This window comes from Minwuia thermotolerans (assembly GCF_002924445.1).
Lineage (GTDB): Bacteria > Pseudomonadota > Alphaproteobacteria > Minwuiales > Minwuiaceae > Minwuia > Minwuia thermotolerans.
This window is the reverse complement of the sequence record NZ_PIGG01000004.1, coordinates 1-25,327: the sequence shown is the minus strand read 5'-3', so window position 1 is coordinate 25,327 and position 25,327 is coordinate 1. Positions and strand designations below refer to the sequence as shown.

24 protein-coding genes are annotated in these 25,327 nt (G+C 69.9%); 9 read left to right on the top strand and 15 right to left on the bottom strand.

Annotated features, from left to right (window positions below):
• Positions 1 to 155: 155 nt before the first annotated feature.
• The gene (gdhA, locus tag CWC60_RS00210) at positions 156 to 1,514 is read left to right on the top strand and encodes an NADP-specific glutamate dehydrogenase (protein WP_109792047.1); all 1,359 of its coding nucleotides are present in this window, start codon (positions 156 to 158) and stop codon (positions 1,512 to 1,514) included.
• 80 nt (positions 1,515 to 1,594) lie between these two features.
• Here the strand turns inward: gdhA and murJ are convergent, their stop codons facing one another.
• From murJ to CWC60_RS00180, 6 genes are all read right to left on the bottom strand, one after another.
• Complete coding sequence (gene murJ / locus CWC60_RS00205; RefSeq protein ID WP_206419688.1) at positions 1,595 to 3,130, bottom strand: murein biosynthesis integral membrane protein MurJ; 1,536 nt, start codon at positions 3,128 to 3,130, stop codon at positions 1,595 to 1,597.
• Between the two features lie 256 nt (positions 3,131 to 3,386).
• Positions 3,387 to 3,620, bottom strand: a complete 234-nt coding sequence (locus CWC60_RS00200) for a hypothetical protein (RefSeq protein WP_109792045.1) — start codon at positions 3,618 to 3,620, stop codon at positions 3,387 to 3,389.
• A 39-nt stretch (positions 3,621 to 3,659) separates the two neighbouring features.
• Positions 3,660 to 4,457 carry a hypothetical protein gene (locus CWC60_RS00195; protein WP_109792044.1) on the bottom strand — a complete coding sequence of 266 codons (798 nt, stop codon included), beginning with the start codon at positions 4,455 to 4,457 and terminating at the stop codon, positions 3,660 to 3,662.
• A gap of 120 nt (positions 4,458 to 4,577) precedes the next feature.
• Complete coding sequence (locus CWC60_RS00190; RefSeq protein WP_109792043.1) at positions 4,578 to 6,041, bottom strand: sensor histidine kinase; 1,464 nt, start codon at positions 6,039 to 6,041, stop codon at positions 4,578 to 4,580.
• Positions 6,042 to 6,045: 4 nt separating this feature from the next.
• Entirely contained in the window at positions 6,046 to 6,771 is a 726-nt protein-coding gene (locus CWC60_RS00185; RefSeq protein ID WP_109792042.1) for a response regulator transcription factor, read from the bottom strand.
• Entirely contained in the window at positions 6,764 to 7,276 is a 513-nt protein-coding gene (locus CWC60_RS00180) for a hypothetical protein (RefSeq protein ID WP_109792041.1), read from the bottom strand. Before CWC60_RS00180 ends, CWC60_RS00185 begins: the two co-directional genes overlap by 8 nt.
• A gap of 244 nt (positions 7,277 to 7,520) precedes the next feature.
• On the opposite strand from CWC60_RS00180, the gene CWC60_RS00175 reads away from it, so the two are divergent.
• Positions 7,521 to 8,969, top strand: coding sequence for a M23 family metallopeptidase (locus CWC60_RS00175; RefSeq protein WP_164516283.1), 1,449 nt, complete (start codon positions 7,521 to 7,523; stop codon positions 8,967 to 8,969).
• A gap of 43 nt (positions 8,970 to 9,012) precedes the next feature.
• Here CWC60_RS00175 and CWC60_RS00170 read toward each other — a convergent pair whose 3' ends face one another.
• A complete protein-coding gene (locus CWC60_RS00170; protein WP_109792039.1) occupies positions 9,013 to 10,794 on the bottom strand; it encodes an acyl-CoA dehydrogenase family protein in 1,782 nt (593 codons plus the stop codon).
• A gap of 125 nt (positions 10,795 to 10,919) precedes the next feature.
• On the opposite strand from CWC60_RS00170, the gene CWC60_RS00165 reads away from it, so the two are divergent.
• A complete protein-coding gene (locus CWC60_RS00165; protein WP_109792038.1) occupies positions 10,920 to 11,813 on the top strand; it encodes a LysR substrate-binding domain-containing protein in 894 nt (297 codons plus the stop codon).
• Between the two features lie 26 nt (positions 11,814 to 11,839).
• Here CWC60_RS00165 and CWC60_RS00160 read toward each other — a convergent pair whose 3' ends face one another.
• From CWC60_RS00160 to CWC60_RS00145, 4 genes are all read right to left on the bottom strand, one after another.
• A complete protein-coding gene (locus CWC60_RS00160) occupies positions 11,840 to 12,511 on the bottom strand; it encodes a hypothetical protein (RefSeq protein WP_109792037.1) in 672 nt (223 codons plus the stop codon).
• Positions 12,512 to 12,576: 65 nt separating this feature from the next.
• Complete coding sequence (locus tag CWC60_RS00155; protein WP_109792036.1) at positions 12,577 to 12,777, bottom strand: hypothetical protein; 201 nt, start codon at positions 12,775 to 12,777, stop codon at positions 12,577 to 12,579.
• A gap of 1 nt (position 12,778) precedes the next feature.
• Entirely contained in the window at positions 12,779 to 13,042 is a 264-nt protein-coding gene (locus CWC60_RS00150; protein WP_109792035.1) for a hypothetical protein, read from the bottom strand.
• Between the two features lie 60 nt (positions 13,043 to 13,102).
• The gene (locus tag CWC60_RS00145; protein WP_109792034.1) at positions 13,103 to 13,879 is read right to left on the bottom strand and encodes a cyclase family protein; all 777 of its coding nucleotides are present in this window, start codon (positions 13,877 to 13,879) and stop codon (positions 13,103 to 13,105) included.
• An 80-nt stretch (positions 13,880 to 13,959) separates the two neighbouring features.
• On the opposite strand from CWC60_RS00145, the gene CWC60_RS00140 reads away from it, so the two are divergent.
• Positions 13,960 to 14,943 (top strand): P1 family peptidase, encoded by a 984-nt coding sequence (locus tag CWC60_RS00140; protein WP_109792033.1) that lies wholly within the window; start codon positions 13,960 to 13,962, stop codon positions 14,941 to 14,943.
• Here the strand turns inward: CWC60_RS00140 and CWC60_RS00135 are convergent.
• The gene (locus tag CWC60_RS00135) at positions 14,940 to 16,040 is read right to left on the bottom strand and encodes an acyl-CoA dehydrogenase family protein (RefSeq protein ID WP_109792032.1); all 1,101 of its coding nucleotides are present in this window, start codon (positions 16,038 to 16,040) and stop codon (positions 14,940 to 14,942) included. The two genes, CWC60_RS00140 and CWC60_RS00135, sit on opposite strands and share 4 nt — an antisense overlap.
• A 91-nt stretch (positions 16,041 to 16,131) precedes the next feature.
• Between CWC60_RS00135 and CWC60_RS00130 the strand changes: the two genes are divergently transcribed.
• Positions 16,132 to 17,244 carry an S-(hydroxymethyl)glutathione dehydrogenase/class III alcohol dehydrogenase gene (locus CWC60_RS00130; protein WP_109792031.1) on the top strand — a complete coding sequence of 371 codons (1,113 nt, stop codon included), beginning with the start codon at positions 16,132 to 16,134 and terminating at the stop codon, positions 17,242 to 17,244.
• 213 nt (positions 17,245 to 17,457) lie between these two features.
• Here the strand turns inward: CWC60_RS00130 and CWC60_RS00125 are convergent, their stop codons facing one another.
• Positions 17,458 to 18,057: a 2-hydroxychromene-2-carboxylate isomerase gene (locus tag CWC60_RS00125; protein ID WP_109792030.1), complete on the bottom strand. Its 600-nt coding sequence runs from the start codon at positions 18,055 to 18,057 to the stop codon at positions 17,458 to 17,460.
• Between the two features lie 73 nt (positions 18,058 to 18,130).
• On the opposite strand from CWC60_RS00125, the gene CWC60_RS00120 reads away from it, so the two are divergent.
• From CWC60_RS00120 to CWC60_RS00110, 3 genes are all read left to right on the top strand, one after another.
• Positions 18,131 to 19,678: an acyl-CoA synthetase gene (locus CWC60_RS00120; RefSeq protein ID WP_109792029.1), complete on the top strand. Its 1,548-nt coding sequence runs from the start codon at positions 18,131 to 18,133 to the stop codon at positions 19,676 to 19,678.
• Between the two features lie 84 nt (positions 19,679 to 19,762).
• Positions 19,763 to 20,236, top strand: coding sequence for a hypothetical protein (locus CWC60_RS00115; protein WP_109792028.1), 474 nt, complete (start codon positions 19,763 to 19,765; stop codon positions 20,234 to 20,236).
• Positions 20,237 to 20,276: 40 nt separating this feature from the next.
• Positions 20,277 to 21,500, top strand: a complete 1,224-nt coding sequence (locus CWC60_RS00110; protein ID WP_109792027.1) for an MFS transporter — start codon at positions 20,277 to 20,279, stop codon at positions 21,498 to 21,500.
• Here the strand turns inward: CWC60_RS00110 and CWC60_RS00105 are convergent.
• Together CWC60_RS00105 and CWC60_RS00100 are read right to left on the bottom strand one after the other, a co-directional pair.
• Positions 21,457 to 22,407 (bottom strand): L-threonylcarbamoyladenylate synthase, encoded by a 951-nt coding sequence (locus tag CWC60_RS00105; RefSeq protein ID WP_109792026.1) that lies wholly within the window; start codon positions 22,405 to 22,407, stop codon positions 21,457 to 21,459. The genes CWC60_RS00110 and CWC60_RS00105 overlap by 44 nt on opposite strands.
• A gap of 34 nt (positions 22,408 to 22,441) precedes the next feature.
• The gene (locus tag CWC60_RS00100) at positions 22,442 to 23,734 is read right to left on the bottom strand and encodes an acyl-CoA dehydrogenase family protein (protein WP_109792025.1); all 1,293 of its coding nucleotides are present in this window, start codon (positions 23,732 to 23,734) and stop codon (positions 22,442 to 22,444) included.
• Positions 23,735 to 23,903: 169 nt separating this feature from the next.
• Here CWC60_RS00100 and CWC60_RS00095 point away from each other — a divergent pair, with 169 nt between their 5' ends.
• The gene (locus CWC60_RS00095) at positions 23,904 to 25,247 is read left to right on the top strand and encodes a LysM peptidoglycan-binding domain-containing protein (RefSeq protein WP_164516281.1); all 1,344 of its coding nucleotides are present in this window, start codon (positions 23,904 to 23,906) and stop codon (positions 25,245 to 25,247) included.
• Positions 25,248 to 25,327 lie beyond the last annotated feature (80 nt).

Here is a 25,327-nt window from a genome sequence, read left to right as displayed (position 1 = left end):
CACACGTGATGGAGGTTGACCGATTGTCGCAGCGGGACAACACTCCCCGGCGAAGGCTTGCGCCATGTGGGGGAATGGGGGCGGTTCGATACCCGCTGCCGCCGGGTGCAATCCCTATGGAAATCAGGGCAGGACTCGAAGGAGGGGGGACGATCATGGCGTCCACGAACGACCAGCTACAGCAATTCATGGAAGGCCTGGAGAAACGCAATCCGGGCGAACCCGAATTCCACCAGGCGGTGATGGAGGTTGCGGCCACCATCATTCCGTTCCTGGAGAACAATCCGCGCTACAAGGAGATGATGATCCTGGAGCGCATGGCGGAGCCTGACCGGGTGATCAGCTTCCGCGTCTGCTGGGAGGATGACGAGGGCAACATCCGCGTCAACCGCGGCCACCGCGTGCAGATGAACAACGCGATCGGTCCCTACAAGGGCGGCATCCGCTTCCATCCGTCGGTGAACACCTCGGTGCTGAAGTTCCTCGCCTTCGAGCAGACCTTCAAGAACAGCCTCACCGGTCTGCCCATGGGCGCGGGCAAGGGCGGCGCGAACTTCAATCCGAAGGGCAAGTCGCTCAACGAGATCATGCGCTTCTGCCAGTCGTTCATGACCGAGCTCTACCGCCACATCGGCGCCAACATCGACGTGCCGGCCGGCGATATCGGCGTCGGCGCCCGCGAGATCGGCTACATGTTCGGCCAGTTCAAGCGCATCACCAATTCGTTCGAAGGCGTGCTGACCGGCAAGGGCCTGGAGTTCGGCGGCTCGCTGGTGCGCACCGAGGCGACGGGCTACGGCGCGGTCTACTTCCTGCAGAACATGCTCAAGGCGGCCGGCAAGGACGTCGAAGGCATGACCGCGGTGGTTTCCGGCTCGGGCAACGTGGCCGTGCACGCGGCCGAGAAGCTGATGCAGCTCGGCGCGCGGCCCGTCACGCTCTCCGACAGCCAGGGCTTCATCCATGATCCGGAAGGCTTCACCCAGGAGAAGCTGAACTGGGTCAAGGAGCACAAGGGCCACCGCCGCGGCCGCATCAGCGAGTATTGCGATGCCTTCACCGGCGCGACCTTCCACGAAGGCGCGCGTCCGTGGAGCGTGCCCTGCGACATCGCCATGCCCTGCGCCACGCAGAACGAGCTCAACGAGGAAGAGGCCAAGACGCTCATCAAGAACGGCGTCAAGGCGATCGCGGAAGGCGCCAACATGCCGACCTCGAACGAGGGCGTGGAGCGTTTCCTCGACGCCGGCGTGATCTTCGGCCCGGCCAAGGCGGCGAATGCCGGCGGCGTCGCGGTCTCGGGTCTGGAAATGAGCCAGAACTCGGCCCGCATCTCCTGGGGCATCGACCAGCTCCAGGAACAGCTCCGCCAGATCATGGAAGACATCCATGGCCGCTGCGCGCACTACGGCAAGGACTATGGCCGCGAGGGCATGACCGACTACGTGGCCGGCGCCAACATCGCCGGCTTCGCCAAGGTCGCCGACGGCATGCTGGCCTTCGGCGTGGTCTGACCGCAGCCGCAAGACACCGATCGGGTGCGCCCGGTCTTCCGCGAGGAAGGCCGGGCGTTTCCTTTTTCAGCGACGGCTGATCACCGCCCGCGCGCCAGACCTCTGAGATCGGAAGGCCGGGCGAGGCGGAGGATCCAGCCGAGGCCGAAATAGACCGCCACCGCGCCGGCCACCAGGATCGCCAGCGACAGCGCCCGCCAGAGCTCGCCGCCGGGCAGGCGGAGGTCCAGCGCGATGGCGCCGAACAGCAGCGCCGCCGCCATGATCAGCGCCGCGGCGAACATCTTCGGGAGCGCCCACAACAGCCGCCGGTCGGGTTTCAGCCAGCCGCGCCGCCAGGCGAAATAGGCCAGCAGCGCGGTGTTGAGCCAGGAGGCGATGGCGGTGGCCAGCGCCAGGCCGGCGTGCAGCATCGGCCCCATCAGGATCAGGTTCAGCACCACGTTCACGGCGACCGCGGCGACCGCGATCTTCACCGGCGTCGACGTGTCCTCGCGGGCGAAGAAGGCCGGGCCCAGCACCTTGACCATGACATAGGCCGGCAGGCCCCAGGCATAGGCCGCGAGCGCCCAGGCCGTGGCCGCGGTGTCGGCGGGGGTGAAGGCGCCGCGCTCGAACAGCGCGCCCACCAGCACCGACGGGATTACAAGGCAGGCGGCGGCGGCGGGAATCGAGAGCAGCAGGGCGAACTCGATGGCGCGGTTGAGGCTGAGCCGGGCGTCGTCCAGCTGTCCCGAAGCCGCCTGGCGCGAGAGCAGCGGCAGCAGCGCCGTACCCACGGCGACGCCGACCACCCCGATCGGCAACTGGCTGATGCGGTCGGCGTAGAACAGGTACGAGATCGAGCCCTCGGGCAGGGTCGAGGCGAGGATGATGTCGATCACCAGGTTGATCTGCACCACGCCCGCGCCCAGCGCCGCGGGCGCCATCAGGGCGACGACCCGCTTCACGCCCGGCGTCAGCCGGGGCCGGGGCAGCCGCAGCGCCAGGCCGGCCCGGTGCAGCGCGTGGAGCAGCCAGAGGAACTGCACTGCGCCGGCCACGAAGACGCCGATGGCGAGCGCGTGACCCGCCGTCGGCACGTGTTCCACCAGCAGAAGCAGCGCCGCGATCAGGCAGAGATTGAGCAGGATCGGCGTCGCGGCGGCGGCGGCGAAGCGGCCGGTGCTGTTCAGCACGCCCTGGAAGAGCGAGACCAGGCTGATGAACAGCAGATAGGGAAAGGTGATCCGGGTCAGCTCGACCGCCAGGCCGAAGGTCGCCGGATCGTCGGTGAAGCCGGGCGCCAGGGCGATCATGGCCACCGGCATCGCCATCTGCAGCGCAGCCACCAGCAGGAACAGCACCGTCAGCAGCACCGCCGCGGTGTCTTCGGCGAACAGCCGCGCCGCCTCCCGCCCCTTCCGCGCCAGCCGGCCCGAGAACAGCGGCACGAAGGCGGCGTTGAACGCGCCCTCGGCGAACAGGCGGCGGAAGAAGTTGGGCAGCTTGAAGGCGACGAAGAAGGCGTCGCCGATGGGGCCTGCGCCGACGATCGCGGCGATCAGGATGTCGCGTGCGAAGCCGGTGATGCGGCTGATCATGGTGAAGCCGCCCACCGTGGCGGCCGCGCGCATCAGCCGGCCTGATCCCGAATCTGCCATTGCGAAGTCTTAGATCGGGATCCGGGCGGAAGTAAGCCCTCTCGCGAGGAACGGGACGGTGGACGTGAAGAAGCCCGCGCCGGGGGGCCGGCACGGGCTTCTCCGTCGCGGGAGCCGCCGTGAGGGAAAGGAGGGAACGGAGCGGCCCCCGTGGTGCGGCAGACGCGCCGGCCGGGTCCCTGCGGACCCCGCCGCGCGCCGGTATCCGGCCTTGCGGGCCGACGCCTGCTTATTCGAAGGCGTCGTCGTCGGAGGTGATGTAGCCCGCGCCCGCGCCGAGCGCGCCACCCAGCAGGGCGCCTGTCGCGGCGCTGCCGCCGGTGATCGCGCCGAGCGCCGCGCCACCGGCCGCGCCCGCTGCGCCGCCGGAAAGGGTCCGCTGCTGGGTTTCGTTCATGCCTTCGCACGCGCCAAGACCCAGCATGAGGCCGATAACGCTGATGGCTCCAATCTTGCGGATCATCGGATTAGCTCCACTTTTCTGAACTTTCTTGGCTGGAACTCAGTGTACGACCGCGACCGGGGCCTCCAGCTTGGCATGGTCCAGTCTGGTCAACGCCCCACCTTCCATCGCGTACAGCACGCGGCGGACGAATGGGCTGCGTTTGAGGTGGCCACCATCCAGCAGGAGTGCAAGACGGTAGCCGTCGAATCGGCGGCTGCGCCGCTGGCGGCTGCGTTCGCGCCTGAGCGCCGCGCCGTCCCTGTAGGTGTTGATGCCGTGAATGACGTCAAGCATCGGGCTCAGCAGATCCCGGTAGTGGCTGCGCCGGGCGCCGCCCAGGGCCTGAACCGCCGACGGCGGCAGATTCGCCGGGCTGGCCAGCGAATCGGGAGCCAGCGCCATCAGATCGTGCGCCGTCCGCTCCCGGCCCCAGTCCGTCGCCGCCGCGGCGATGGCCAGCAGCAGCGAGGGCGGCACCACGTCGAAGCGGCGGTCGAGCTGCTCCAGGTCGCAGGCGTCATATTGGCGCATCGCCTGCTCCAGCATCAGCGGATCGCTCTCCGCGCGGATCATGCTGCGCTGCAGGCTCATGATCTCGTTGGCGCGCAGCACGATGGGCAGCATCAGCGTGATGAAGGTTTTCTGGCGCTCCGCCAGGCTGGCGATGTCGGCCATGTCGCGCGGCAGCCGCTCGACGAAGGTCCGGGGCACCATCTGGCGGCCATTGCCCGCCGCGTACGGGTCATAGGACAGCCGCCGCAGACACTGGCGCGTGTCCCTGGGTGCGAAGACGTCCCCGCCGATACCGGAGCGGGCGGTGGCGTATGCCTGTTGCTCGATGATGGTCTGGTACATTGCGGCCTCGAACTGACGGGCGGGAAATTCCGCTGCTTGCACCATCGAATATCGGGCAAGGCCGGTGGCGGGTCAGCGGCGAGGCTGTGGCAAAGCTGTGGCGGCCGGTCGCGTTACGTATCAGGGCCTTGCAGCGGGCAGGCGGAGCACGACGGCCAGGCCGCCCTCGTCGCCGGCTTCGGCATGGGCTGCGCCGCCCATCGCCTCCATGTTGCGGCGCACGATCCACAGACCCAGCCCGTCATGGCCGCCGTCGCCCGGCTCGCGGTGGCTGAAGCGGCGGTCGAATATCTGCTCCAGCTGACTGTCGGCGACGCCCGGGCCGGTGTCGGTGACGCGGATCTCGATCATGCCGGTCGATTCCTCGGTCATCAGCGAAAGCTCGACCCGCCCGCCGGCCGGGGTCAGATCCAGGGCGTTCTCGACCGGATTCTCGATCGCGGTGCGCAGCAGCTCCTCGTTGCCGAGCGCCATGACGCGCCCCGGCGAGCGGACCGTGACCTCGATGCCCCGGTCCTCGGCGATGGGCCGGTAGTCGTCGGCGACAGGGCGCAGCAGGCCGCCGGCGTCTACCGGGGTCAGGCGCGGCGCGACCAGGGCGGCGGCCGTCTCCTCGCTGCGCCGGATCACGGTGATCAGATGGTCCAGGCGCTCGATCGCCTTTTCGATCAGCTCGACCGAGCGCCGCCGCCGGGGATCCTCGGCCGCCATGGCCCGGAGCGGCTCCACGGCCTGGGCGATGACCCCCACGGGCGTCTTCAGGGCGTGGGCATTCTCCTCCGACAGCCTGAGCAGGCTTTCAGCCGAACGCCGGAGATGGCTGACCATCTGGTCGAAAGCCCGGGCGACGCCGTCCAGTTCCGGCACCCGGTTCTGGTCCAGGAAGCGCGTGCCGCCTTCGCCGCGGGCGGTGCGCCGCGCCGCGTCGGCGAAGCCGCGCAGGTCGCGGCGGAAACTCAGGAAGACCAGCAGCACAAGGCCGACCATGATCACGTAGATCACGCCGCTGGCGATCATCTCCGGCGATTGCCAGTAGGGTTGCGCGCCGTCGGGGCCGAAGCCGGCGAACTGCTCCCGGGTCAGGATCACGACCCAGCAGCCCTCGGGCTTCGCCAGCGGCACCACCGAGGCGATGATGCGGCGGTCGCCGGCGACCGTGTCATAGACCTGTCCCGCCGGACCGCCCGGCCCGCAGCCGGGACCGATATCGGCGACCGCGCCGGTGGCCAGCAGGCGCTCGCGCTCCTGTTCCAGGTCGGCGTCGGGCAGCGCCGGCGAGGCGCCGACGAAATAGAACGCCCGGTCCGCGTCATCGCTGGGACGGAACAGCACCCGAACCTCGTTGCGCGGCGTGTCGAAGCGGGCGAGGTGCTTGCCCAGTTCCGGCAGCTTGGCCGGGTCCAGCGCGGTCTCGACGCCGCGCGCGATCATGCGCCCCTGGGCGGCGACGGACTGGCGCAGCAGCGCGCTCTGCTCGGCGTCGGCGGCGCGGAGCTGCAGGTAGATGATGACCGGGGCGACGGCGAGAACCAGGGCGATGGCGGCGAGGCGCATCCACATGGAGCGCCAGATGCGGCCGCCCACGACCCTAGTCCCTTCGCCAGCGATAGCCGAATCCCGGATAGTTCTCGATCTCCTCGAAATCGGGGTCGATCGATTCGAACTTGCGCCGGATGCGCTTGATCATCGAGCGGACATTGGTGCGATAGCCGTCCTCGCCGGCGCCGGCGTGGAAGCCCTCGCCGCGCACCAGATCATAGATCTCGCGATAGCGGCAGTCGCGCCCCGCCCGGGACGCCAGATGGCTGACGATGGCGAACTCGGCGATGGTCAGGTCGACGCGCCGGCCGCGCCAGGCGGCGCGCGCGGATTCCGGATCCAGCGTCAGCTCGCCGATCCGCTGCGGCTGGTCCTCCGGCGCCGCCTCCTCCGCGCCGCCGCGGCGGCCGTCCACGATCAGGTCGATGCGCCGGCGCAGGATCGAGAAGCTGCGCGATTTCTCGATGAAGTCGACGGCGCCGCCGATCAGCGCCGCCTCCTCGTAGATCTGGTCGCTCAGCACCGTCAGGAAGATCACCGGGATGTCGCCGCCCCGGGCGCGGTACTGTTTCAGCACCTCGATGCCGTTCATCTTCGGCATCTTCCAGTCCAGAAGGATGAGCTGCGGCAGGGGCTCGCTCTCCAGGCCTTCGAGGGCCTCCGGGCCGTCGGGGAAGACGGCGACCTCGAAGCCGGCGTCGGCCAGGTTCTGCGCCACGGACTCACGAAACAGATCGTCGTCGTCGACGACGTAGATCAGCGCGTTCTCAGCCATCGGCCAGTCTCTTGCCCTCCACGCAGAACTTGTCGGGCGTCTCGCCGCCGCCCTCGTTGATGACGATCTCGTAGCTCAGCGCCTTGGTGCGGCCGCTGGCGACATCCTCGAACAGGAACAGGTCGATGGCGCAGCCGGTCAGATTATAGCGCCAGACGCTGGCCGGTGGCTCGTTGCGGATATGGTCGGGCTGGCCCATGGCGTCACGCAGTTCCGCTTCCGACATCCCGATCAGCTCCGGCGCCGGCCGGCGTTCACGGGGCTCGGCGGTGCCGCCGGCGGATGGGCGGGAGGCGGCGGGGGCACGCGCCAGGCCTTCGGGCCGGGGTGTGGGCGGCGGCGGCGAGGCCGCGTCCGGCGCGCCGGCGGCTTCCTCGCTGCCCGGGCGGGGCGGAATGACGCGCGTGTCCGGCGCGGGCGACGCCGTGGCGGCGCCCGAACCCGCCGGCGGCGCCTGCTGTGTGCAGGCGGCCAGCCACGCCGCCGCGATGACGGCCCCGCACAAGCCGGAAATCCGCATGTCTGCGCGAGCCCTCCGTTCCCCCTGGCGCGTACCGCACCGGGATCAGTCTACGGCCTGGACGTCCGCCCGCAAGGCCGCTCTTGGCATGAAGTGTCGGCGCCGGTTGAGCATTTCAAGCGATTAGGGTGGAATAACACCTTCGCGAATCAGCGCGATTGTTGACACTCTGCGGCGATCTGATCATTTTGCGCGCTTCCGAGGGATGAGCGGGACCGAAACCGAACCGATGATTGTGCAGGAACCGAGCTACCGCGGTGGACGCCGTGGCAAGCGGATTACGGTCGCCGCGTGCGCGCTCGCCGTGATTGGCGGCCTGGCCGGGCTGCTCTTCGGCATTCAGGATCCCGAAACCAAGGGCCGGGCGAACGCCGCCGTCGGACTCGGGGCCGGCGATTCGCCGCGCCTGCTGATGAGCCAGCGCGAACGCGACATCGACGCCTTCGTCGAACGGGTCTTTGCCCGCATGGTCGAGGACGGCGTCGCCGATCTGGACCGGCAGGCCGCCCTGACAGGCGAAGCGCTGGCGGGCCGGCGGATGGACACGGTGATTCGTCCCGGCGATACGCTGGCCAGGGCGCTGTCGTCGGCGGGCGCCGACAACGGCATCGTCCACCAGGCGGTGACGGCGCTGGGCAAGCTGACGGACCTCAGGCGTCTGAAGCCGGGCCAGGAACTGACCCTGATGTTCGATCACGCCACCGACAAGCTGACTGAGGTCCGCCTGCAGGAGAGCGTGGAGCGCGTGGTCTACGCCCGGGCGACGCCGGATGGCGGCTTCCTGGGCGAAGAGGAGCGGCTGACCTTCGAACGGCAGCTGGTCCGCGCCCGCGGCACGATCGAGGACTCGCTGTTCCTCGCCGGTCAGCGCGCGGGCGTGGAGCACGAGGTGCTGGCCGAACTGATCCGCATGTTCAGCTTCGATGTCGACTTCCAGCGCGGCATCCACCCGGGCGACGGTTTCGAACTGACCTACGAGCGCTTCGTCAACCGGGCCGGCGAGGTGATGAAGACCGGCAACATCCTGAAGGCGACGCTGGTCCGCAAGGGTTCGCCGCTGACCTATTTCCGCTACCAGCCGGAAGGCGAGCCGGGACCGGATTATTTCGACGCCCGCGGCCAGAGCGCGCGCAAGACCCTGATGCAGACGCCGATCGACGGCGCGCGCATCTCTTCGGGCTTCGGCAAGCGCCGCCATCCCATCCTGGGCTACACCAAGATGCACAAGGGCACGGACTTCGCCGCCCGCGCCGGCACGCCGATCATGGCCGCCGGCGACGGCACCATCGCCCGCATCGGCTGGAACGGCGGCTATGGCCGCTACATCCAGATCCGCCACAACGGCACCTACTCGACCGCCTATGCCCACATGAAGGGCTTCCGCAGCGGCCTGAAGAACGGCAGCCGCGTCAAGCAGGGCCAGATCATCGGCTATGTCGGCACCTCGGGCCGCTCGACGGGGCCGCACCTGCACTATGAAGTGCTGAAGAACGGCAGTCAGGTGAACCCGCGCTCGATCAAGCTGCCCACGGGCGTCAAGCTGGCCGGGGCGCGGCTGGACGCCTTCCAGGCCTTCCGGGCGGAGCTCGATGCGGAGATCGCCGCTTTGCCGTTCCTCGACCAGGAGGTCGCGGAGATGGACGCGGGCAGGGTCCGCACCGCCGCCGCGGCGGACTGAAGGCGGCCCGCCCGCACCGCCGCCGGCGGCGCGGGCGTCTACATCACATCTGAATCAGTGCCGCCGCATTCTCCGGACTGACCGGCTCGTCCGACAGCAGGGCGTCGGCGATGGCGTCCTCCGAGCGCGCGCCCTCCAGCGGATCCTGCGGCCGCAGCCGGTGATCGACGGCCATGCGCGCCAGAAGCAGGCGGCGGGCGTCGCCCTGCTCGGCGCCGATCCAGGCGCCTTCGGTCGCCATCAGCGTGGCCGCCGCGGCGTAGTAGAGGGCGTTCGACGCCTGCCGCATCAGTGGCTCGTCGCCGTCGCGGGCGACCCTGTCGGCGAAGGCCACGGCGCGGCCGACCAGGGCGTCGATCTCGCCGCGGAACTGCCCCGGCAGGGGCGTGGCGTTGTCCAGCTCCCGCTGCAGGGCCTGGCCCAGATCCTCGTGCGCGCCGGACTTCGCGATGGCGCGCGTGACCACGTCCAGGGCGTTGATGTTGGACGTGCCCTCCCACAGCACGCCCAGATGGGCGTCGCGCACCAGGCGCGGATTTACCCAGTCCTCAATGTAGCCGTTGCCGCCGCGCACCTCCATCGCACCGGTCGCGACCTGGATGTTGTCACGCGCCGAGCGGTATTTCAGCAGCGGCGTCAGGATGCGGGTGACCTGCGCCGCGCGCTGCTGGCCGGCCTCGCCGCGCGCCAGGTTGTCGGCGGCGAAAAGCGAGACCGACAGCGCCGCCTCGGTCGGCAGCATGAGCTTCATCAGCTGGCGGCGCAGCAGCGGCTTGTCGATGATCCGCCCGCCGAAGGCGCGGCGGCCGCGCGCGGCGACAAGCGCCTCGTTCAGGCAGCGCCGCATCATCGCGGCGGCGCGGACGCCGTGGCTGAGCCGCGACATGTTCACCTGATCCATCATCTGCTTCAGGCCGGGATTGGCGTGCGCGCCGATCTCGCCGACCGGGTAGGCCACCGCGCCCTCGAAGACGATCTCGCCCGAGGCCATGGAACGGGTGCCCAGCTTGTCCTTCAGGCGCACGGTCCGGTAGGCGTTGCGGCTGCCGTCGTCGAGATGCCGGGGCAGGACGAACAGCCCCAGGCCCTTCGTGCCTTCCGGCGCGCCCTCGGGCCGCGCCAGCAGCATGGCGACGTCGCCGTCGGCGCAGGAACAGAACCACTTGTCGCCCCAGAGCCGCCACTGGCCGTCCTCGAAGCGCGCGGTCAGCTCCACATTGCCGACGTCGGAGCCACCGGTGCGCTCGGTCATGAACTGCGCCCCCATCAGGATCTCGTCCATGTCCTGGCTCAGCATGCGCGGCAGGAAACGGCGCTTCAGCGCCTCGTCTCCGTGCCGTTCGATCAGCAGGGCGGAGGTCTCGGTCGCCGAGATCGGGCACATCAGACCGAACTCCGACTGCACGAACAGGTACTGGAAGGCGTATTTCGCCACCGGCGGAACCCTGTCCTTCCAGCCGAGCACGCCGGGCCGGCGCGACATGCAGTGGATACCGAACTCGGCGAGCGCGATGCGCTCCATCTCGCGATAGGCGGGATGGAACTCGATGAAATCCTCGTCGCGCCCGAACGCGTCGCGGGCGTGCAGCACTGGCTTGTGGCGGTCGGCGAGGCGCGAGAGTCCGTCCAGCCGGCCGCCGGCGATCTCGCCCAGGCGGCGGTAATGCGGCGTCATGTGCGCCAGCAGTTCGCCGTCCAGATAGAGCGGCAGCAGGCTGCGCAGTCCGGCGTCGATCTCGAAGAAGTTCAGCCCGTGGCAGTCGGGGGCGATCCAGTCCGATGCGCTCTTTGGCACCGGGCGGTCGATGGGGTCCATGCGGGTCATGTGCGGCCTCTCCTCCGGTTCTGGCGGCTGTCTCCTTGCTTCCAGCCTGGGCCGGCGGCATTGACGCGGCAAACGAGTTTCCGGAAAGTCATGATTGAGTAATACTCAATCGTCCGGACCCTGTAATGTCACGACTTCCCTCAAGTATGGCGCTTTCGGCCTTTGTCGCTGCGGCCCGAAGCTTGAGTTTTCAGCATGCCGCGGAGGCGCTGAACGTGACCCCCGGCGCGGTCAGCCGGCAGATCCGCGCGCTGGAGGAACAACTCGGCCGGACGCTGTTCGAACGCGGTCACCGGCAAGTGGCGCTGACGCCGGACGGGCGCGCCTATCTGGATGCGGTGCGCGGACCGCTGGAGGCGCTGGAGGCGGCGACCCGGCGCATGCGCCGGCGTCCGCAGCGGGACTCGGTCGCTGTGGTCGCCTACCCGACCTTCGCCATCCGCTGGTTCATTCCGCGTTGGGGACGCTTCTACAACCGGCATCCCGAGATCGACCTGCAGCTCACCACCTCGCTCGACCCGGCGGAGTTCCGCCGCGAGGCCTTCGACATCGCCATCCGCGTGGCCGGCCCCGGGGAAGTGGGTGAGGGACATGTGGCCGAGGAACTGCTGCCGGTGACGCTGTTTCCCGTGGCCGCGCCGGAGGTCGCGGCGGCCGTCGCGGAGCCCCCTGATCTGCGGAAGGTCACGCTGCTGCATGGCGCGCCGCGGCCCGAGGACTGGCCGCGCTGGCTCGCCGGCGCGGGCATCGGCAGCGTCGACGCGTCGGGCGGCTTGCGGTTCGAGAGCCTCAACCTGGCGATCCAGGCGGCGATCGAGGGGCTGGGAGCGGTCATCGCCATCGGCGCGCTGGTAGAGGAGGATATCCGCGCGGGCCGCCTTGTCCGCCTGCCGGGGCCGCCGCGGCGAGCGCGGCGCTCCATGCGGCTGGTCTCGCCGGCCGCCCGGGCGGAGGAGCCGCGGGTCAGGGCGGTGCGCGACTGGCTGCTGGAGGAGGCCCGCGGCGCGCGGCGTCCCTGAGCGGCGGAAGGGGACGGACCCGCCGGTCAGTCTTCCCTGACCAGCCCCTTCAGCATCGTCTCGGCTTCCTCGAAGCCCGGACCGTCGGCCGGGCCGGGCCGGGCGAGGGCGGCGACGGCGAGGAACCGTTCGCCCACCGGCCGCACGGCCAGACCGCCCCGCATGGGGTCGGTCCCGTCGGGTTCGGCGAGACAGATGTCGAGGCCGACGGAGCCGGCGCTGGCGCGCGGATGGACGCATTCCACGATCAGCCCGCGCTCCTCGGCGGCGCCCTGGACGATCTCCTCCACGGGCACGCCGGTCACCGACCCGGGGCGGTCCTGCATCATGCGGAACATGCCGCGGAACATGTCGAACTGGACCCGCGCCGACTGCCGGGCGGGCAGGGGCTCGCCGCCGCCCAGCAGCGTTCCGGCGAGACGCATGGCGAAGTCCCCGGGCTGGGCGCCGGCGCGGATGGCGTTGAGCGCGACGCAGTCGAGGAAGACCGCCCTGGGCTCGAAGCGCCGCTCCGTGCCGGCCATCATCCGGGGCCAGAGCGCCCAGCGCTCGAGCTCCTCGGCTTCGGCGCGGCAGAAGCCCGGTCCGGCGTCGATGGCGTAGCCCTGGCCCCCGAGCGCGAACGCGGCGCGCCGTTCCTGCGCCAGCGCCGGCGCGGCCAGTAGGGCGAGCAGGATGACGGTCGGGATGAGACGCATGGCCGGACCTCCAGGGCGCAACGGTGCTGCGGTTTCAGATGGGGTCCGCCTGGCCGGGGTAAAGATCAGCCGCCGCCGGCCGCGGCGAACGCGGCGTCATAGCGCCGGATCAGATCGGCCAGCCGGTCGAAGGCGGCGCGGCTGAACCAGACGCGTGAGCCGTCCTCGGGTTCCAGCGTGACCTGGTCGTCGGAGAGGATGACCGACAGGGCGCGCTCCTCGTCCTCGATACGGGCGAAGAGCTCCAGCATCAGCGCGTCCGCCATCTCAGCGCCGCGCCGCGAGATCGATCAGGTCGGCGCGCAGATTCCGCACTGCACGCGACGCGCGGCGTTCCTCGATCTCCGCCTCGATCGGGTCGGCGAGGGGGAAGAAGGCGTCGTCCAGGGCCTGCTCCACGGCGATGCGCAGTTCCTCGCGGCCATCGGCGTCCAGATCGGATGCGGCGACAGGCGGGGCCATGGCCTCCAGGATGGCCATGCGCTGGGCCGAGAGCCGCGCGCGCTCCTCCAGCAGGTCGGCAAGATCCATACTCCGCCTCCACGTGAGATGCAGGCGGTATTATCGGTAAAAATACACTTATGTCAAGCTTCAGCCGTCGAGGATGGCGACCGCGCGCGTCCAGCCGGCCGAGGCCGCCTTGATCTTCACCGGGAAGCAGCAGATCGTGAAGCCCTTCCCGGGCAGCGCCTCGAGGTTGTGCAGCTTCTCCAGGTGGCAGTAGCCGATGTCGCGCCCCGCCTTGTGGCCCTCCCAGATCACCGACGGGTCGTTCTCGGCGGCGTACTTCTCCGCCGTATAGACGAAGGGCGCGTCCCACGACCAGGCATCGGTACCGGTGACGCGCACGCCCCGCTCCAGCAGGTACATGGTCGCCTCGTAGCCCATGCCGCAGCCGGTCTCGACATAGCGGTCGGAGCCGTAGGCGCCGCCGGCGGCGGTATTGACCACGACGATATCGAGAGGCTGCAGTTTGTGGCCGATGCGTTCGAGCTCGGCCTCGACGTCGGCGGCGGTGACGACATAGCCGTCGCCGAAATGACGAAAGTCCAGCTTCACTCCGGGCTGCATGCACCAGTTCAGCGGCACCTCGTCGATGGTGATGGCGCGCTCGCCGCGGTTCATGGTCGAGGCGAAGTGATAGGGCGCGTCCAGGTGGGTGCCGTTGTGGGTGATCAGTTCCACCCGCTCCACCGCCCAGGCCTCGCCGTCGGGCAGGTCTTCCGGCTTCAGGCCGGGGAAGAAGGGCAGCATCTGGGCCAGCGACATCTGGTGGTCGACATAGGTGATCTTCGGCCCGAAGGGCTGCGGGTCGGAGACGACGTCGTTCTCCAGCGGCATGGAAATGTCGACGATCTGGCGGCCCATGGCGGTCCTCCCTTGTGTTGGTCTCTCCATCCTAGTTCTCTCCTATCCATCATGCATCGGCAGAGAAGCGGGAGCGGAACATGGCGAAACCGGGGGAGCGGAACCTGATCACCGACGTGCCGGGACTGACGGTGGGCAATGCCGGGGACGCCCGGGCGCTGACGGGCGTCACCGTGGTGCTGCCGGAGCGGCCGGCGGTGGCCGCGGCCGACGTGCGCGGCGGCGGCCCCGGCACGCGGGAGATCCAGGTCATGGACCCGGCGAACCTGGTCGACGTGGTCCACGCCATCTGCCTCTCGGGCGGTTCCGCCTTCGGCCTCGACGCTGCCGGCGGGGTCATGGCGCGGCTGGCCAGCCGTGGCGTCGGCTTCCCCGTGGCCGGCCACGTGGTCCCCATCGTGCCGGCGGCGATCCTGTTCGACCTGCCGCTCGGCGACAAGAACTGGGGGGAGGACCCCCCCTACCGCGAGCTGGGCAAGCAGGCGGTCGAGAACGCCGGCGCCGGTTTCGCGCTGGGCAATGCCGGCGCCGGCATGGGGGCCACCGCCGGGCCGCTGAAGGGCGGGCTGGGCAGCGCCTCGCTGGTCCTCGACGACGGGATCGCGGTGGGCGCGCTGGTCGCGGCCAACCCGACGGGCCACACGGTCATGGCCGACGGGCGGACCTTCTGGGCCTGGGCGCTGGAGCGCGACGGCGAGTTCGGCGGCAACCTCCCGCCCCAGCGCGGCGCAGCGGACGATCCGGGCGCGGTGACTTCGGCTGCGGGGGCGAACACCACCATCGCCGTGGTGGCGACCGACGCGAAGCTGAACCAGGGCCAGGCGCAGCGCATGGCGATCATGGCGCAGGACGGGCTGGCCCGCGCCATTCGCCCGGTGCACACGCCCTTCGACGGCGACACGGTCTTTGCGCTGTCGGTGGGCCAGCGCCCGGTCGCCGGGCCGGCGGATATCGCCCGCATCGGCCAGGCCGCCGCCGACTGCCTCGCCCGGGCCGTGGCCCGCGCCGTCTGGCTGGCCGAGGACGCCGGCGGCGTGCGCTGCTACCGCTCGACGCTGGGCTAGCCCGCCGCGCGGTCGAAGCCCTGCAGGCGCGCGGCGTCGGCGCGCACGGCCTCGGGGCCGCCCAGCAGCTGGCGGTTCAGCCCGATGCGCTTGAACCAGTAGTGCAGGCCCATCAGGTCGGTGAAGCCCATGCCGCCATGCACTTCGGTCGCGGTGCGGGCGACGAAGGTCCCGACCTCGGCCATGTGCGACTTGGCGAGCGCCGCCATCAGCGGAAATTCCCCGGGCTCGGCCGTATCGGCGTGGGCGGCGTACCAGATCAGCGAGCGGCAGGGCTCCAGCCGGGCCGCCATCTCCGCGCACATGTGCTTGACCGCCTGGAAGGAGCCGATCGTGCGGCCGAACTGCTCGCGCTCCTTCGCGTAGTCCACCGCCTTTTCGATCATCCGCTCCGCCGCGCCGAAACTGTCGGCGGCCAGCAGCACGCGGCCGGCGGCGATCATCCGCTGCACGGTCGCCGAGGCGTCGTTGCCGCCCGTGAGGGCTTCCGCCCGGACGCCGTCGAAGACCAGCTCGGCGACGGGGCGCGTGCGGTCGATGGTGGGCATGGGCCTGACCGCAAGCCCGGCCGCATCGCGGGCGACGAGATGCAGGCCGCGGTCCCGGTCGGCGGCGATGAAGTGGGTCGCTCTGTCGGGCTCCAGGGCGAAGAGCGCCTTGCCGGCAAGCCCGTCCGGCCCGGCGGTGACGCCGGCCTTCTCCCGCGCGCCGGCGGCTTCCGAGACTGCGATGCCGAACCGCGCCTCGCCCGACACCAGCTTCGGCAGCCACTCGGCCTGCTGCGCCTCGCTCCCGGCGTTCTGCAGCGCGATCGAGGCCAGCGCGGCCTGCGCCATGAACCCGGCGGGCGCGGTGTGACGGCCCAGTTGCTCCTGCACCAGCGCCGCCTCCAGCAGGCCGAGCCCGGCGCCGCCCTGGGCTTCGGGGACCATGATCCCGGCCAGGCCGAGCTCATTCAGGCCCGCGGCGATCTCCGCGCGCACCGAAGCGTCGCCGTCGGCGGCCAGCCGCACGCGCTCCAGCGCCGACGCCCCGTCCAGAAAGCGGCCCACGCTCTCCTGCAGCAGGCGCTGGTCTTCCGACAGTCCGAATTCCATTCCCGGCGTCCCCCCTTGTCTGCCCCCATGGACAGGAATACCCGGCGACAATAGCATCGCCTCAGACCGGGTCGACAGGAGGAGCGGAGCCATGGACACGCGCGCGGCGCTGGCGGTGGAGGCGGGCAAGCCTCTGGAGATCACGACGGTCCAGCTCGAAGGGCCGAAGGAAGGCGAGGTCCTGATCGAGGTCAAGGCGACCGGCATCTGCCACACCGACGAGTTCACGCTCTCCGGCGCCGACCCGGAAGGCCTGTTCCCGGCCATCCTGGGCCATGAGGGCGCGGGCGTGGTGGTCGATACCGGCCCCGGCGTGACGACGCTGAAGAAGGGCGATCACGTCATCCCGCTCTACACGCCCGAATGCCGCCAGTGCGAGTACTGCGTCTCGGGCAAGACCAATCTCTGCCAGGCGATCCGCACCACCCAGGGCCAGGGCCTGATGCCCGACGGCACCAGCCGCTTCTCGCTGAACGGGGAGCGGGTGTTCCACTACATGGGCACCTCGACCTTCGCCAACTTCACCGTGGTGCCGGAGATCGCGCTGGCGAAGATCCGCGAGGACGCGCCCTTCGAGAAGGTCTGCTACATCGGCTGCGGGGTGACCACCGGCATCGGCGCGGTGATCAACACGGCGAAGGTGGAGCCCGGCGCGAACTGCGCCGTCTTCGGCCTGGGCGGCATCGGCCTCAACGTCATCCAGGGCCTGCGCATGGTGGGCGCCGACCGCATCGTCGGCGTCGACCTGAACCCCGAGCGGGAGGCGATCGGCCGGCATTTCGGCATGACCCACTTCGTCAACCCGAACGAGGTCGGCCGCGACAAGGTCGTGGAAGCGGTCATCGACCTGACCAAGGGCGGCGCCGACTACAGCTTCGAATGCATCGGCAATGTGGAGGTCATGCGCCAGGCGCTGGAATGCTGCCACAAGGGCTGGGGCGAGAGCGTCATCATCGGCGTCGCCGGCGCGGGCCAGGAGATCGCGACGCGGCCCTTCCAGCTGGTCACCGGCCGGGTCTGGCGCGGCACGGCCTTCGGCGGCGCGAAGGGCCGCACCGACGTGCCGCGGATCGTCGACTGGTACATGGAAGGCAAGATCAACATCGACGACCTGATCACCCATGTCCTGCCCTTCGAGCAGATCAACGAGGGCTTCGACCTGATGCACGCCGGCGAATCCATCCGCACGGTGGTGACGTACTGAGGGACCCGCGCCGGCCCGCCCGGGTCTGCCCGAGGGCGTCACAATGTCTACGGTGCATCTGAACGACTCCTGCGCGCTGCGAAAGCGGCGGCGCGGGATCCATGCCTGGGTCTTTCCGGCGGCGTGGCGCCGGGCGGCAATGCGCAGGCATGGATCCCGGGCGGAGCCTGCCCCGGACCACGTTCCGGGGGCTACGCCGGCCCCAGGACGTGACTATCCCTTCAGCCGCGCGTCGAGCAGCGGCAGGCGGTCCTGGCCGAAATACATGTCGTCGCCGTCGACGAACATGGTGGGCGAGCCGAAGCCGCCGCGGTCGACCACTTCCTGGGTGTACTGTTTCAGCCGGTCCTTGATGCCCTGATCCCCGGTGCGGGCGACGATGGAATCCGCGTCGAGCCCCACGGTCTTCGCGCAGCCGGCGATGACCTCGTCCTGGCTGATGTCCAGGTCGCGGCCCCAGTAGGCGTCGCAGATTTCCAGCGCGAAGGGCTCCACCTGGCCGTCGTCCAGCGCGGCGATGCAGGCGCGCATGGGCTTCACCGCGTTGACCGGGAAGATCGTCGGCCAGTTGATGGCGACGCCGTGATAGCGCGCCCAGTCCATCAGGTCCTTGCGCATGTAGCGGTATTTCGGGTGTTCCGGGTTGGCCCGGTTCTCGTAGACCTGCTGGTTGACCTGGTTGAAGACCCCGCCGACCAGGATCGGCCGCCAGATCAGCTCCGCGCCCCGCGCGCGGGCGATATCGCCCACCTTCGCGATGCAGAGATAGGTCCAGGGTGACGAGCAGTCGAAATAGACCTCGAGTCGAGCCATGGCGATCCTCCCCCTTTTTCGCCGCGCATGTGCCGCTATTCTAGCGGCCTGTTCCAGGGGGAGGAAAGCGAACATGCATCCAGGCGTCCAGGCGGCGGAAAGGCCCGACAAGCCGGCCTTCATCATGGCCTCGACCGGCGAGGAAGTGACCTACGACATGCTGAACCGGCGCTCGAATCAGGGCGCGCACTTCTTCCGCTCCATCGGCCTGAACCATGGCGACGCCATCGCCATCTGCATGGAGAACAACCGCCACTTCCTGGAGATCTGCTGGGCCGCGCACCGCGCCGGGCTCTACTACGCCTGCACGTCGAGCTATCTGACCGCGCCGGAGGTGGCCTACATCGTCAACGACTGCGGCGCGCAGCTGTTCCTGTCGTCGGCCTACAAGGCGGACGTGGCGAAGGACGTGCCCGCGCTGACCCCGGCGGTGAAGACCTGCATGATGGTGGGCGAGCCGATCGAAGGGTTCCGGAGCTGGGACGAGGCCATCGCCGGCATGCCCGAGACGCCGATCGCCGACGAGTGGGAAGGCCACGACATGCTCTACTCGTCCGGCACGACGGGCCGGCCGAAGGGCATCAAGATCGACATGGAGGACCGCAAGCTGGGCGAGGTGCGCCCGTCCATGCAGGCGATCATGGCGCTCTACGGCGTCGGGCCGGAGACGACCTATCTCTCGCCGGCGCCGCTCTATCACGCCGCGCCGCTGCGCTACAACATGCTGATGACCCGCATCGGCGCGACCTCCATCATCATGGAGCGCTTCGATCCCGAACGCGCGCTGCAGCTCATCGAGAAGTACAAATGCACCCACAGCCAGTGGGTGCCGACCATGTTCGTGCGCTTCATGAAGCTGCCTGAGGCGGTGCGGGCGAAATACGACGTCTCCTCCATGAAGGTCGCCATCCACGCCGCCGCGCCCTGTCCCGTCGAGGTCAAGCAGGCGATGATGAAATGGTGGGGGCCGGTGATCTACGAATACTATGCCGGCACCGAGGGTTCGGGCTATGTCGCCGCCGACCCGCAGGAATGGCTGGCCCATCCGGGCACGGTCGGCCGCCCCATCGTCGGCGAGATCAGGATCGTCGATCAGGACAATCCCGAGATCGAACTGCCACAAGGCGAGATCGGCCAGATCTACTTCGCCAACGGCCCGGCCTTCAGCTATCACAACGATCCGAAGAAGACCGCCGAGAGCCGCAACGCGAAAGGCTGGTCGACGCTGGGCGACATCGGCTACCTGGACGAAGACGGCTTCCTCTACCTCACCGACCGCAAGGCCTTCATGATCATCTCCGGCGGGGTGAACATCTACCCCCAGGAGATCGAGGACCGGCTGATCCTGCACCCCGACGTCATGGACGCGGCCGTGGTCGGCGTGCCCGACCCGGAATTCGGCGAGGCGGTGAAGGGCGTGGTGCAGCTCAGGGAGCCGGGCCACGCCTCCGATGAGATGGCCGACAAGCTGATCCGGTGGTGCCGCCAGGAACTCAGCGCCATCAAGACGCCGAAATCCATCGACTTCATGGACGAACTGCCCCGGCACCCCAACGGCAAGCTCTACAAGCGCCTGCTCAAGGACCGCTACTGGGGCAACAAGGAAAGCCGCATCGTCTGAGAGGCGACCCGGGGATGGGGGGAAACGCTTAAGGCCCGGGCGGCGACAATCGGCGGATCGCCGTCCGTCTGAGGTTGCGCCCCCATGTTCGTGAAACCGTGCTCCGCGCCGCTGGTCCCCTTCGCCGCGCCGGCGGGACCGGGCCTGTGGCTCGTGGTCTTCCTCGACCCGCCGGAGCCGGGGCCGGACGATCCCCTGCCGAACCGCCTGCTGGCGCGGGCGCTGCGCCTGCTTCGTCCCGGCTTCCGCCACGTGCTGGCCATCTCTCCGGTCGTCGGCGCGGGCGATCCGGGGCGCGGCTGGCTGGTCTGCAATCCCGGCGCGCGGGCGCTGGGTCTCGGCGTCGCGCCGTCCCACGAGACGCTGAGAGTGCTGCGCCGCCTGGTGCGGCAGGGCCGCGCCCGCTGCGTCGCCGTCACGGCGCGGGAGCCGGCGCGCATGCAGCCGCGCGGGCTGTTCACCTGCGTGCAGGTCGTCGCCCATCTGATCGGGGTTCCCTGCCATCCCTTCGCCACGCCCCGCGGCCTGTGGCGGCGAATTGCGGCCATGCGCGCTTGAGAGGTGACGGCGGGCGTCCGCCGCACCATGATCCGGCCCCATGAGCGACGCCGCCCCACCTCTGCAGGGCCATTCCGCCGGGTCGCGCCGCGGCTGGGTGGTGACCGCGTGCTGTTTCCTGATGGCCATCTTCGGCTGGGGCACGGTGTTCTACGGCCACGGCCTCTACCTCTCGGCGCTGAAGGCCGAGCACGGCTGGAGCACGGCGCAGATCTCCGGCGCCATCACCTTCTTCTGGGTCGTCGGCACGCCGATGACGCTCACCGTCGGCGCGCTGATCGACCGTTTCGGCCCGCGGCTGGTGACCACCGCCGGGTCGGCGTTCGTGGGCGCCAGCGTCATCGGGCTGGGCCAGGTCAGCGAGCTCTGGCACGTCTATCTGTGTTTCGCGGTGATGGCTCTGGGCTACCCGGCGGTAGGCGCGCTGGGCATCAGCGCGACGCTCTCGGGCTGGTTCGAGCGCCGCCTGCCGGTCGCCATGTCCTTCGCGCTGACCGGCGCCAGCGTCGGCGCCATGGTGGTGGTGCCGCTGATGGCCAGGATGACCGCGTCGGACGGCTTCACCCACGCGGCGACCGTGATGGGCGGGCTGACCATCGCCATCGTCGTGCCGCTGACGCTGATCTTCATGACCCGCCCGGCCACGGCCCCGCCCGCCGCCGGCGGTATCACGGCGCTGGCCCATATCGGGGCGACGGCACGCAGCCGCCTGTTCTGGACCATCACGGCGGCGAGCTGCATCAGCCTGATGGCGCAGGTCGGCTTCCTGGCCCACCAGATACCGATCCTGGAGGAGCGGCTGACCCGGACCGACGCTGCGGACGCCGTCGCCGTGACCGCCGCCGCGGGGATCGTCGGCCGCTTCGGCGTCGGCTTCCTGGCCGAACGCTTCGACCTGCGCCTGGTCGCCGTCATCTCCTACGCACTGCAGGCGCTCGGCATCGCCATCCTGGCGCTGGCCGAGGGGCCGGTGGCGATCTACGCCGCCTGTGCCGTCTCCGGCTTCGTCGTCGGCTGCCTGGTGATCCTGCCGCCCTTGCTGGTCCGCCGCTGGTTCGGGCCGACGGGCTATGGCAAGAGCTACGGTCTGCTGGCGGTCTTCGCCTATTTCTTCGAGGGACTGGGGCCGGGCTCGGTGGGCCTGCTGCACGACGCGATGGGCGGCTACGGCGCCTCGCTCTGGTACATGGTGGCTCTGCTGGGCGTGGCGATCGTGGTGATCACCCGTCTCGGTCCGCCGCCGCCCGGCGCAGCCGGTCGTTGATCGCGCGGCCGAGCCCGGTTTCGGGTACCGGCATCACCGCCAGCGTCCGGCCGTCGTCGCCATCCAGTTCGTGCAGCATGCGGAACAGGTTCGCCGCCGCCTCGCCCAGGTCGCCCGAGGGGCTGAGATTGGGGCCGGGCGGCGCGTCCGCGCCGAAGCCCAGCAGGATCTCGCCGTCGCGCGCCTCCGCTGCATTCAGCCGGATGGGGCGCTTCGGCGCGTAGTGGCTGGCCAGCATGCCGGGGCTCCGGGGCGCCGCCGGATCGCTCTCCGGCAGGGCAAGCGGACCCGCCACTTCCTCGATCTCTTCCGCCGCCACGCCGCCTGGCCGGAGCAGCACGGCGCGGCCATCGAAAACGCCGACGACGGTGGATTCCAGGCCCACTGCGCAGGGCCCGCCGTTGAGGATGTACGCGACCTTCTCCCCCAGCCCCTCGGCGACGTGGCGCGCTTCGGTCGGGCTGAGCCGGCCGGAAGGATTGGCCGAGGGCGCGGCGACCGGCACGCTGGCGGCGCGGAGCAGGGCGCGGGCCAGCCCGTGGGCGGGCACGCGGACCGCCAGCGTCTCCAGCCCAGCCGAGCAGAGCAGCGAGACCGGGCAGTCCGGCCGCCGGGGCAGGACGAGGGTCAGCGCGCCGGGCCAGAACGCCTGCGCCAGCCGGCGCGCGAGATCGCCGAACTCCACCAGCGCTTCGGCGGCGGCCAGATCGGGGACGTGGACGATCAGCGGGTTGAAGCTCGGCCGGCCCTTGGCCTCGAAGATCGCGGCGACGGCGCGGTCGTCGGTGGCATCCGCGCCCAGGCCGTAGACGGTCTCGGTCGGGAACGCGACCAGCCGGCCCTCGCGCAGGGCGCGGGCGCAGGTCTCCAGATTCTCCGGCGTGGGCTCCAGCAGCATCGCCGCCATGTGCCGCCGCCGCGCCGCCGGGTCAAGCGCGGCGTCAGATGACGTCGTCGATGTGCTCCAGCGCCTCGGCGAACTTCGCCTCAGCCTCGGCCTGCAGCTTCGGCACGTGATAGCTGGGGAAGAGCGTGTTCGACGGGCTGTAGCCGCGCAGCAGCTGCCGCGCCACGGTGACCTTGTGGACCTCCGACGGCCCGTCGGCGAGCCCCATGTGGAAGCTCTGCAGCACCTGGTCGGCGAAGGGCATCTCCGACGAAATACCAAGCGAGCCGTGGATGTAGAGCGCCCGGGTGGCGATGTCGTGCAGCACCTTCGGCATCTCCGCCTTCACCGCGGCGATGTCCTTGCGGACCTGCATGTAATCCTTGTAGCGGTCGATCCGCCAGGCGGTGCGCAGCACGAACAGGCGGAACTGCTCCATCTGGATCCAGGCGTCGGCGATCTTCTCCTGCACCATCTGCTTGTCGCCCAGCTTCTCGCCCTTGGTCTCGCGGGAGACGGCGCGTTCGCACATCATGTCGAACAGCATCTTCACCCGGCCCAGCGTGCGCATGGCGTGGTGGATGCGCCCGCCGCCGAGGCGGACCTGAGCCACCTTGAAGGCCTCGCCGCGCCTGCCCAGCAGGTGGTCCTTCGGCACGCGGACGTCGGTGTAGCGGACATAGGCGTGGCTGCCTTCCTTCTCGGTGGCGAAGCCGACATTGCGGACGATCTCCACGCCCGGCGTGTCCTTCGGCACGATGAACATGGACATGCGGTCCACCGTGGGCCGGTCCGGGTCGGTCACGGCCATGACGATCAGGAAGCTGGCCCAGCGCGCGTTGGAGCTGAACCACTTCTCGCCGTTGATCACCCATTCGTCGCCCTGTAGTTCGGCCTTCGTGGTGAAGACGCCCGGGTCCGCGCCGCCCTGGGGCTCGGTCATGGAAAAGCAGGAGACGATCTCGTTGGCCAGCAGCGGCTCGAGAAAGGTCTTCTTCTGCGCCGGCGTGCCGAAATGGGCGAGGATCTCGGCATTGCCGGTGTCCGGCGCCTGGCAGCCGAAGACCACCGGGCCGAAGCGGGTGCGGCCCAGGATCTCGTTCATCAGCGCCAGTTTGACCTGGCCGAAACCCTGGCCGCCGAGTTCCGGTCCCAGGTGACAGGCCCACAGTCCGCGGTCCTTCACCTGCTGCTGCAGGGGCCGCACCAGCGCTATGTTCCGCGGGTTGGTGATGTCGTAGGGGCTGCCCAGCACGTGGTCCAGCGGCTCCACCTCGCGGCGGACGAAGTCGTCCATCCAGTCGAGCGCATCCTGAAACTCCGGATCGGTCTCGAAATCCCACGCCATGTCGCTTTCCTCCCCTGTCGCTGCGGCGCCGGCAGCCTAGCAAGTCCGCCGGGCAGGCGTCACCTGCGACGCGTGAATGGCCGAACCGCGGCGTTTGTTGAAAGGGCGCAATGGCATGCGCAGGTGTGTCGCGATGTCATCGGACCACGAAAAGAACAAGGAGCATCCCATGACTCATCGTCCGTTTCTCTTTCTCGCCTCGCTGGGCGCCGGCGCGATGCTCGCCGGCGCGGCGACGGCGCACAGCGGCCAGTGTGGCGGGTCCTATGAGATCCAGTCCGGCGACACGCTCTACGAGGTGACGCAGAAATGCCGCATCGGCCTCAGCCGCGTCATGGAGCTGAACCCGGCGATCGATCCGCGCGCCCTGTCCATCGGGCAGTCGGTCCGCCTCAAGGCCGAGGGCCATGTCCACAGCCAGGCCGGCCGCGATGAAGACGGTGGCGACGACGGCCGCCAGGCCCCGGACGGCGACAATCTCAATCCCGCTCCGGCCCCCGATGCGCGGGGCTCCTACCGCGTCGAGAGCGGCGACACCGCCTATGGCATCGCCCGGCGGCTCGGAATCTCGCTGATGGAACTGCTGAACGCCAATGAAGACATCAACCCCCTCGCCCTCGCGGCCGGGGAGGTGCTCGAAGTCCCGACCGGCGACCGCTCCGCCGGCTTTTCCATCGAACCGCACAGGGGTCCCGCGGGCGCCGATGTGGCCGTGCGCGCTCACAATCTCCGCCCCGATGACTGGGTGACCGTCGGCGTCGGTCCTGCGTCCTCGGAATGGGAGGCCCTCGACCAGGCCCGGACCTCGTCCACCGGCCGGCTGCGCACCTCCGTCGCGGTGCCTGACTGGGCCGATCCGGGCGACGTGCTGACCTTCGTCGTCGATACCGACCGCGGCGTGACCTTGAAGTCCGGCGACTTCCGCGTGGTCCGCGCCGAGGACGAGAACGAGCGCGACCGCATGACTCTGAGAGGCCGGGTGCGCGACGGCGTCGAGTGTCCGGTGCTGCGGACTCCCGATGGCGATGTCTGGTCGCTGACCGGCGCAGACGCGAACTTCACCGCCGGCGAATATGTCGAGGTGAAGGGCCGCCGCGCCGGCATGTCCTTCTGCCAGCAGGGCGTCGGGACCCTGGAGGTCACCGCAATCGACGAGATCGCGCCGCCGCGGGACGATGACGGCAACCGGGACGCCGGCCTGCTGGACCGCGCGTTCGTGACCGGCCCGTGGACCGCGAAGGGCAGCGACTGCTCCCGCCCCGACTTCGACGTCACCCGCTATCCCGGCGGCGGCCTGGCCGTGGAAACCAGCGTCGACGGGCGCGCGCGCACCGGCGATGTGGCGCTTTACGACGACGCATCCTTCGTCTTCGACCAGGGCGGCGGCCGCTTCGAGATCGAGAGCCGCGGCGAGGGCGAACTCGCCGTGATCCCGACCGAGCGCGACAACAGCCGCTTCGGCGGGCTCGACCTCGGCGCCGATGGCGTCGTCTTCGTCAAGTGCCCGGCCTAGGCTGAAAGACGTCTACACGCGGGACGCCAGCGCGCCGGTCCCCCACCCTGCCCTCCCCCCCCCCCCCTTGCCCAGGGGGG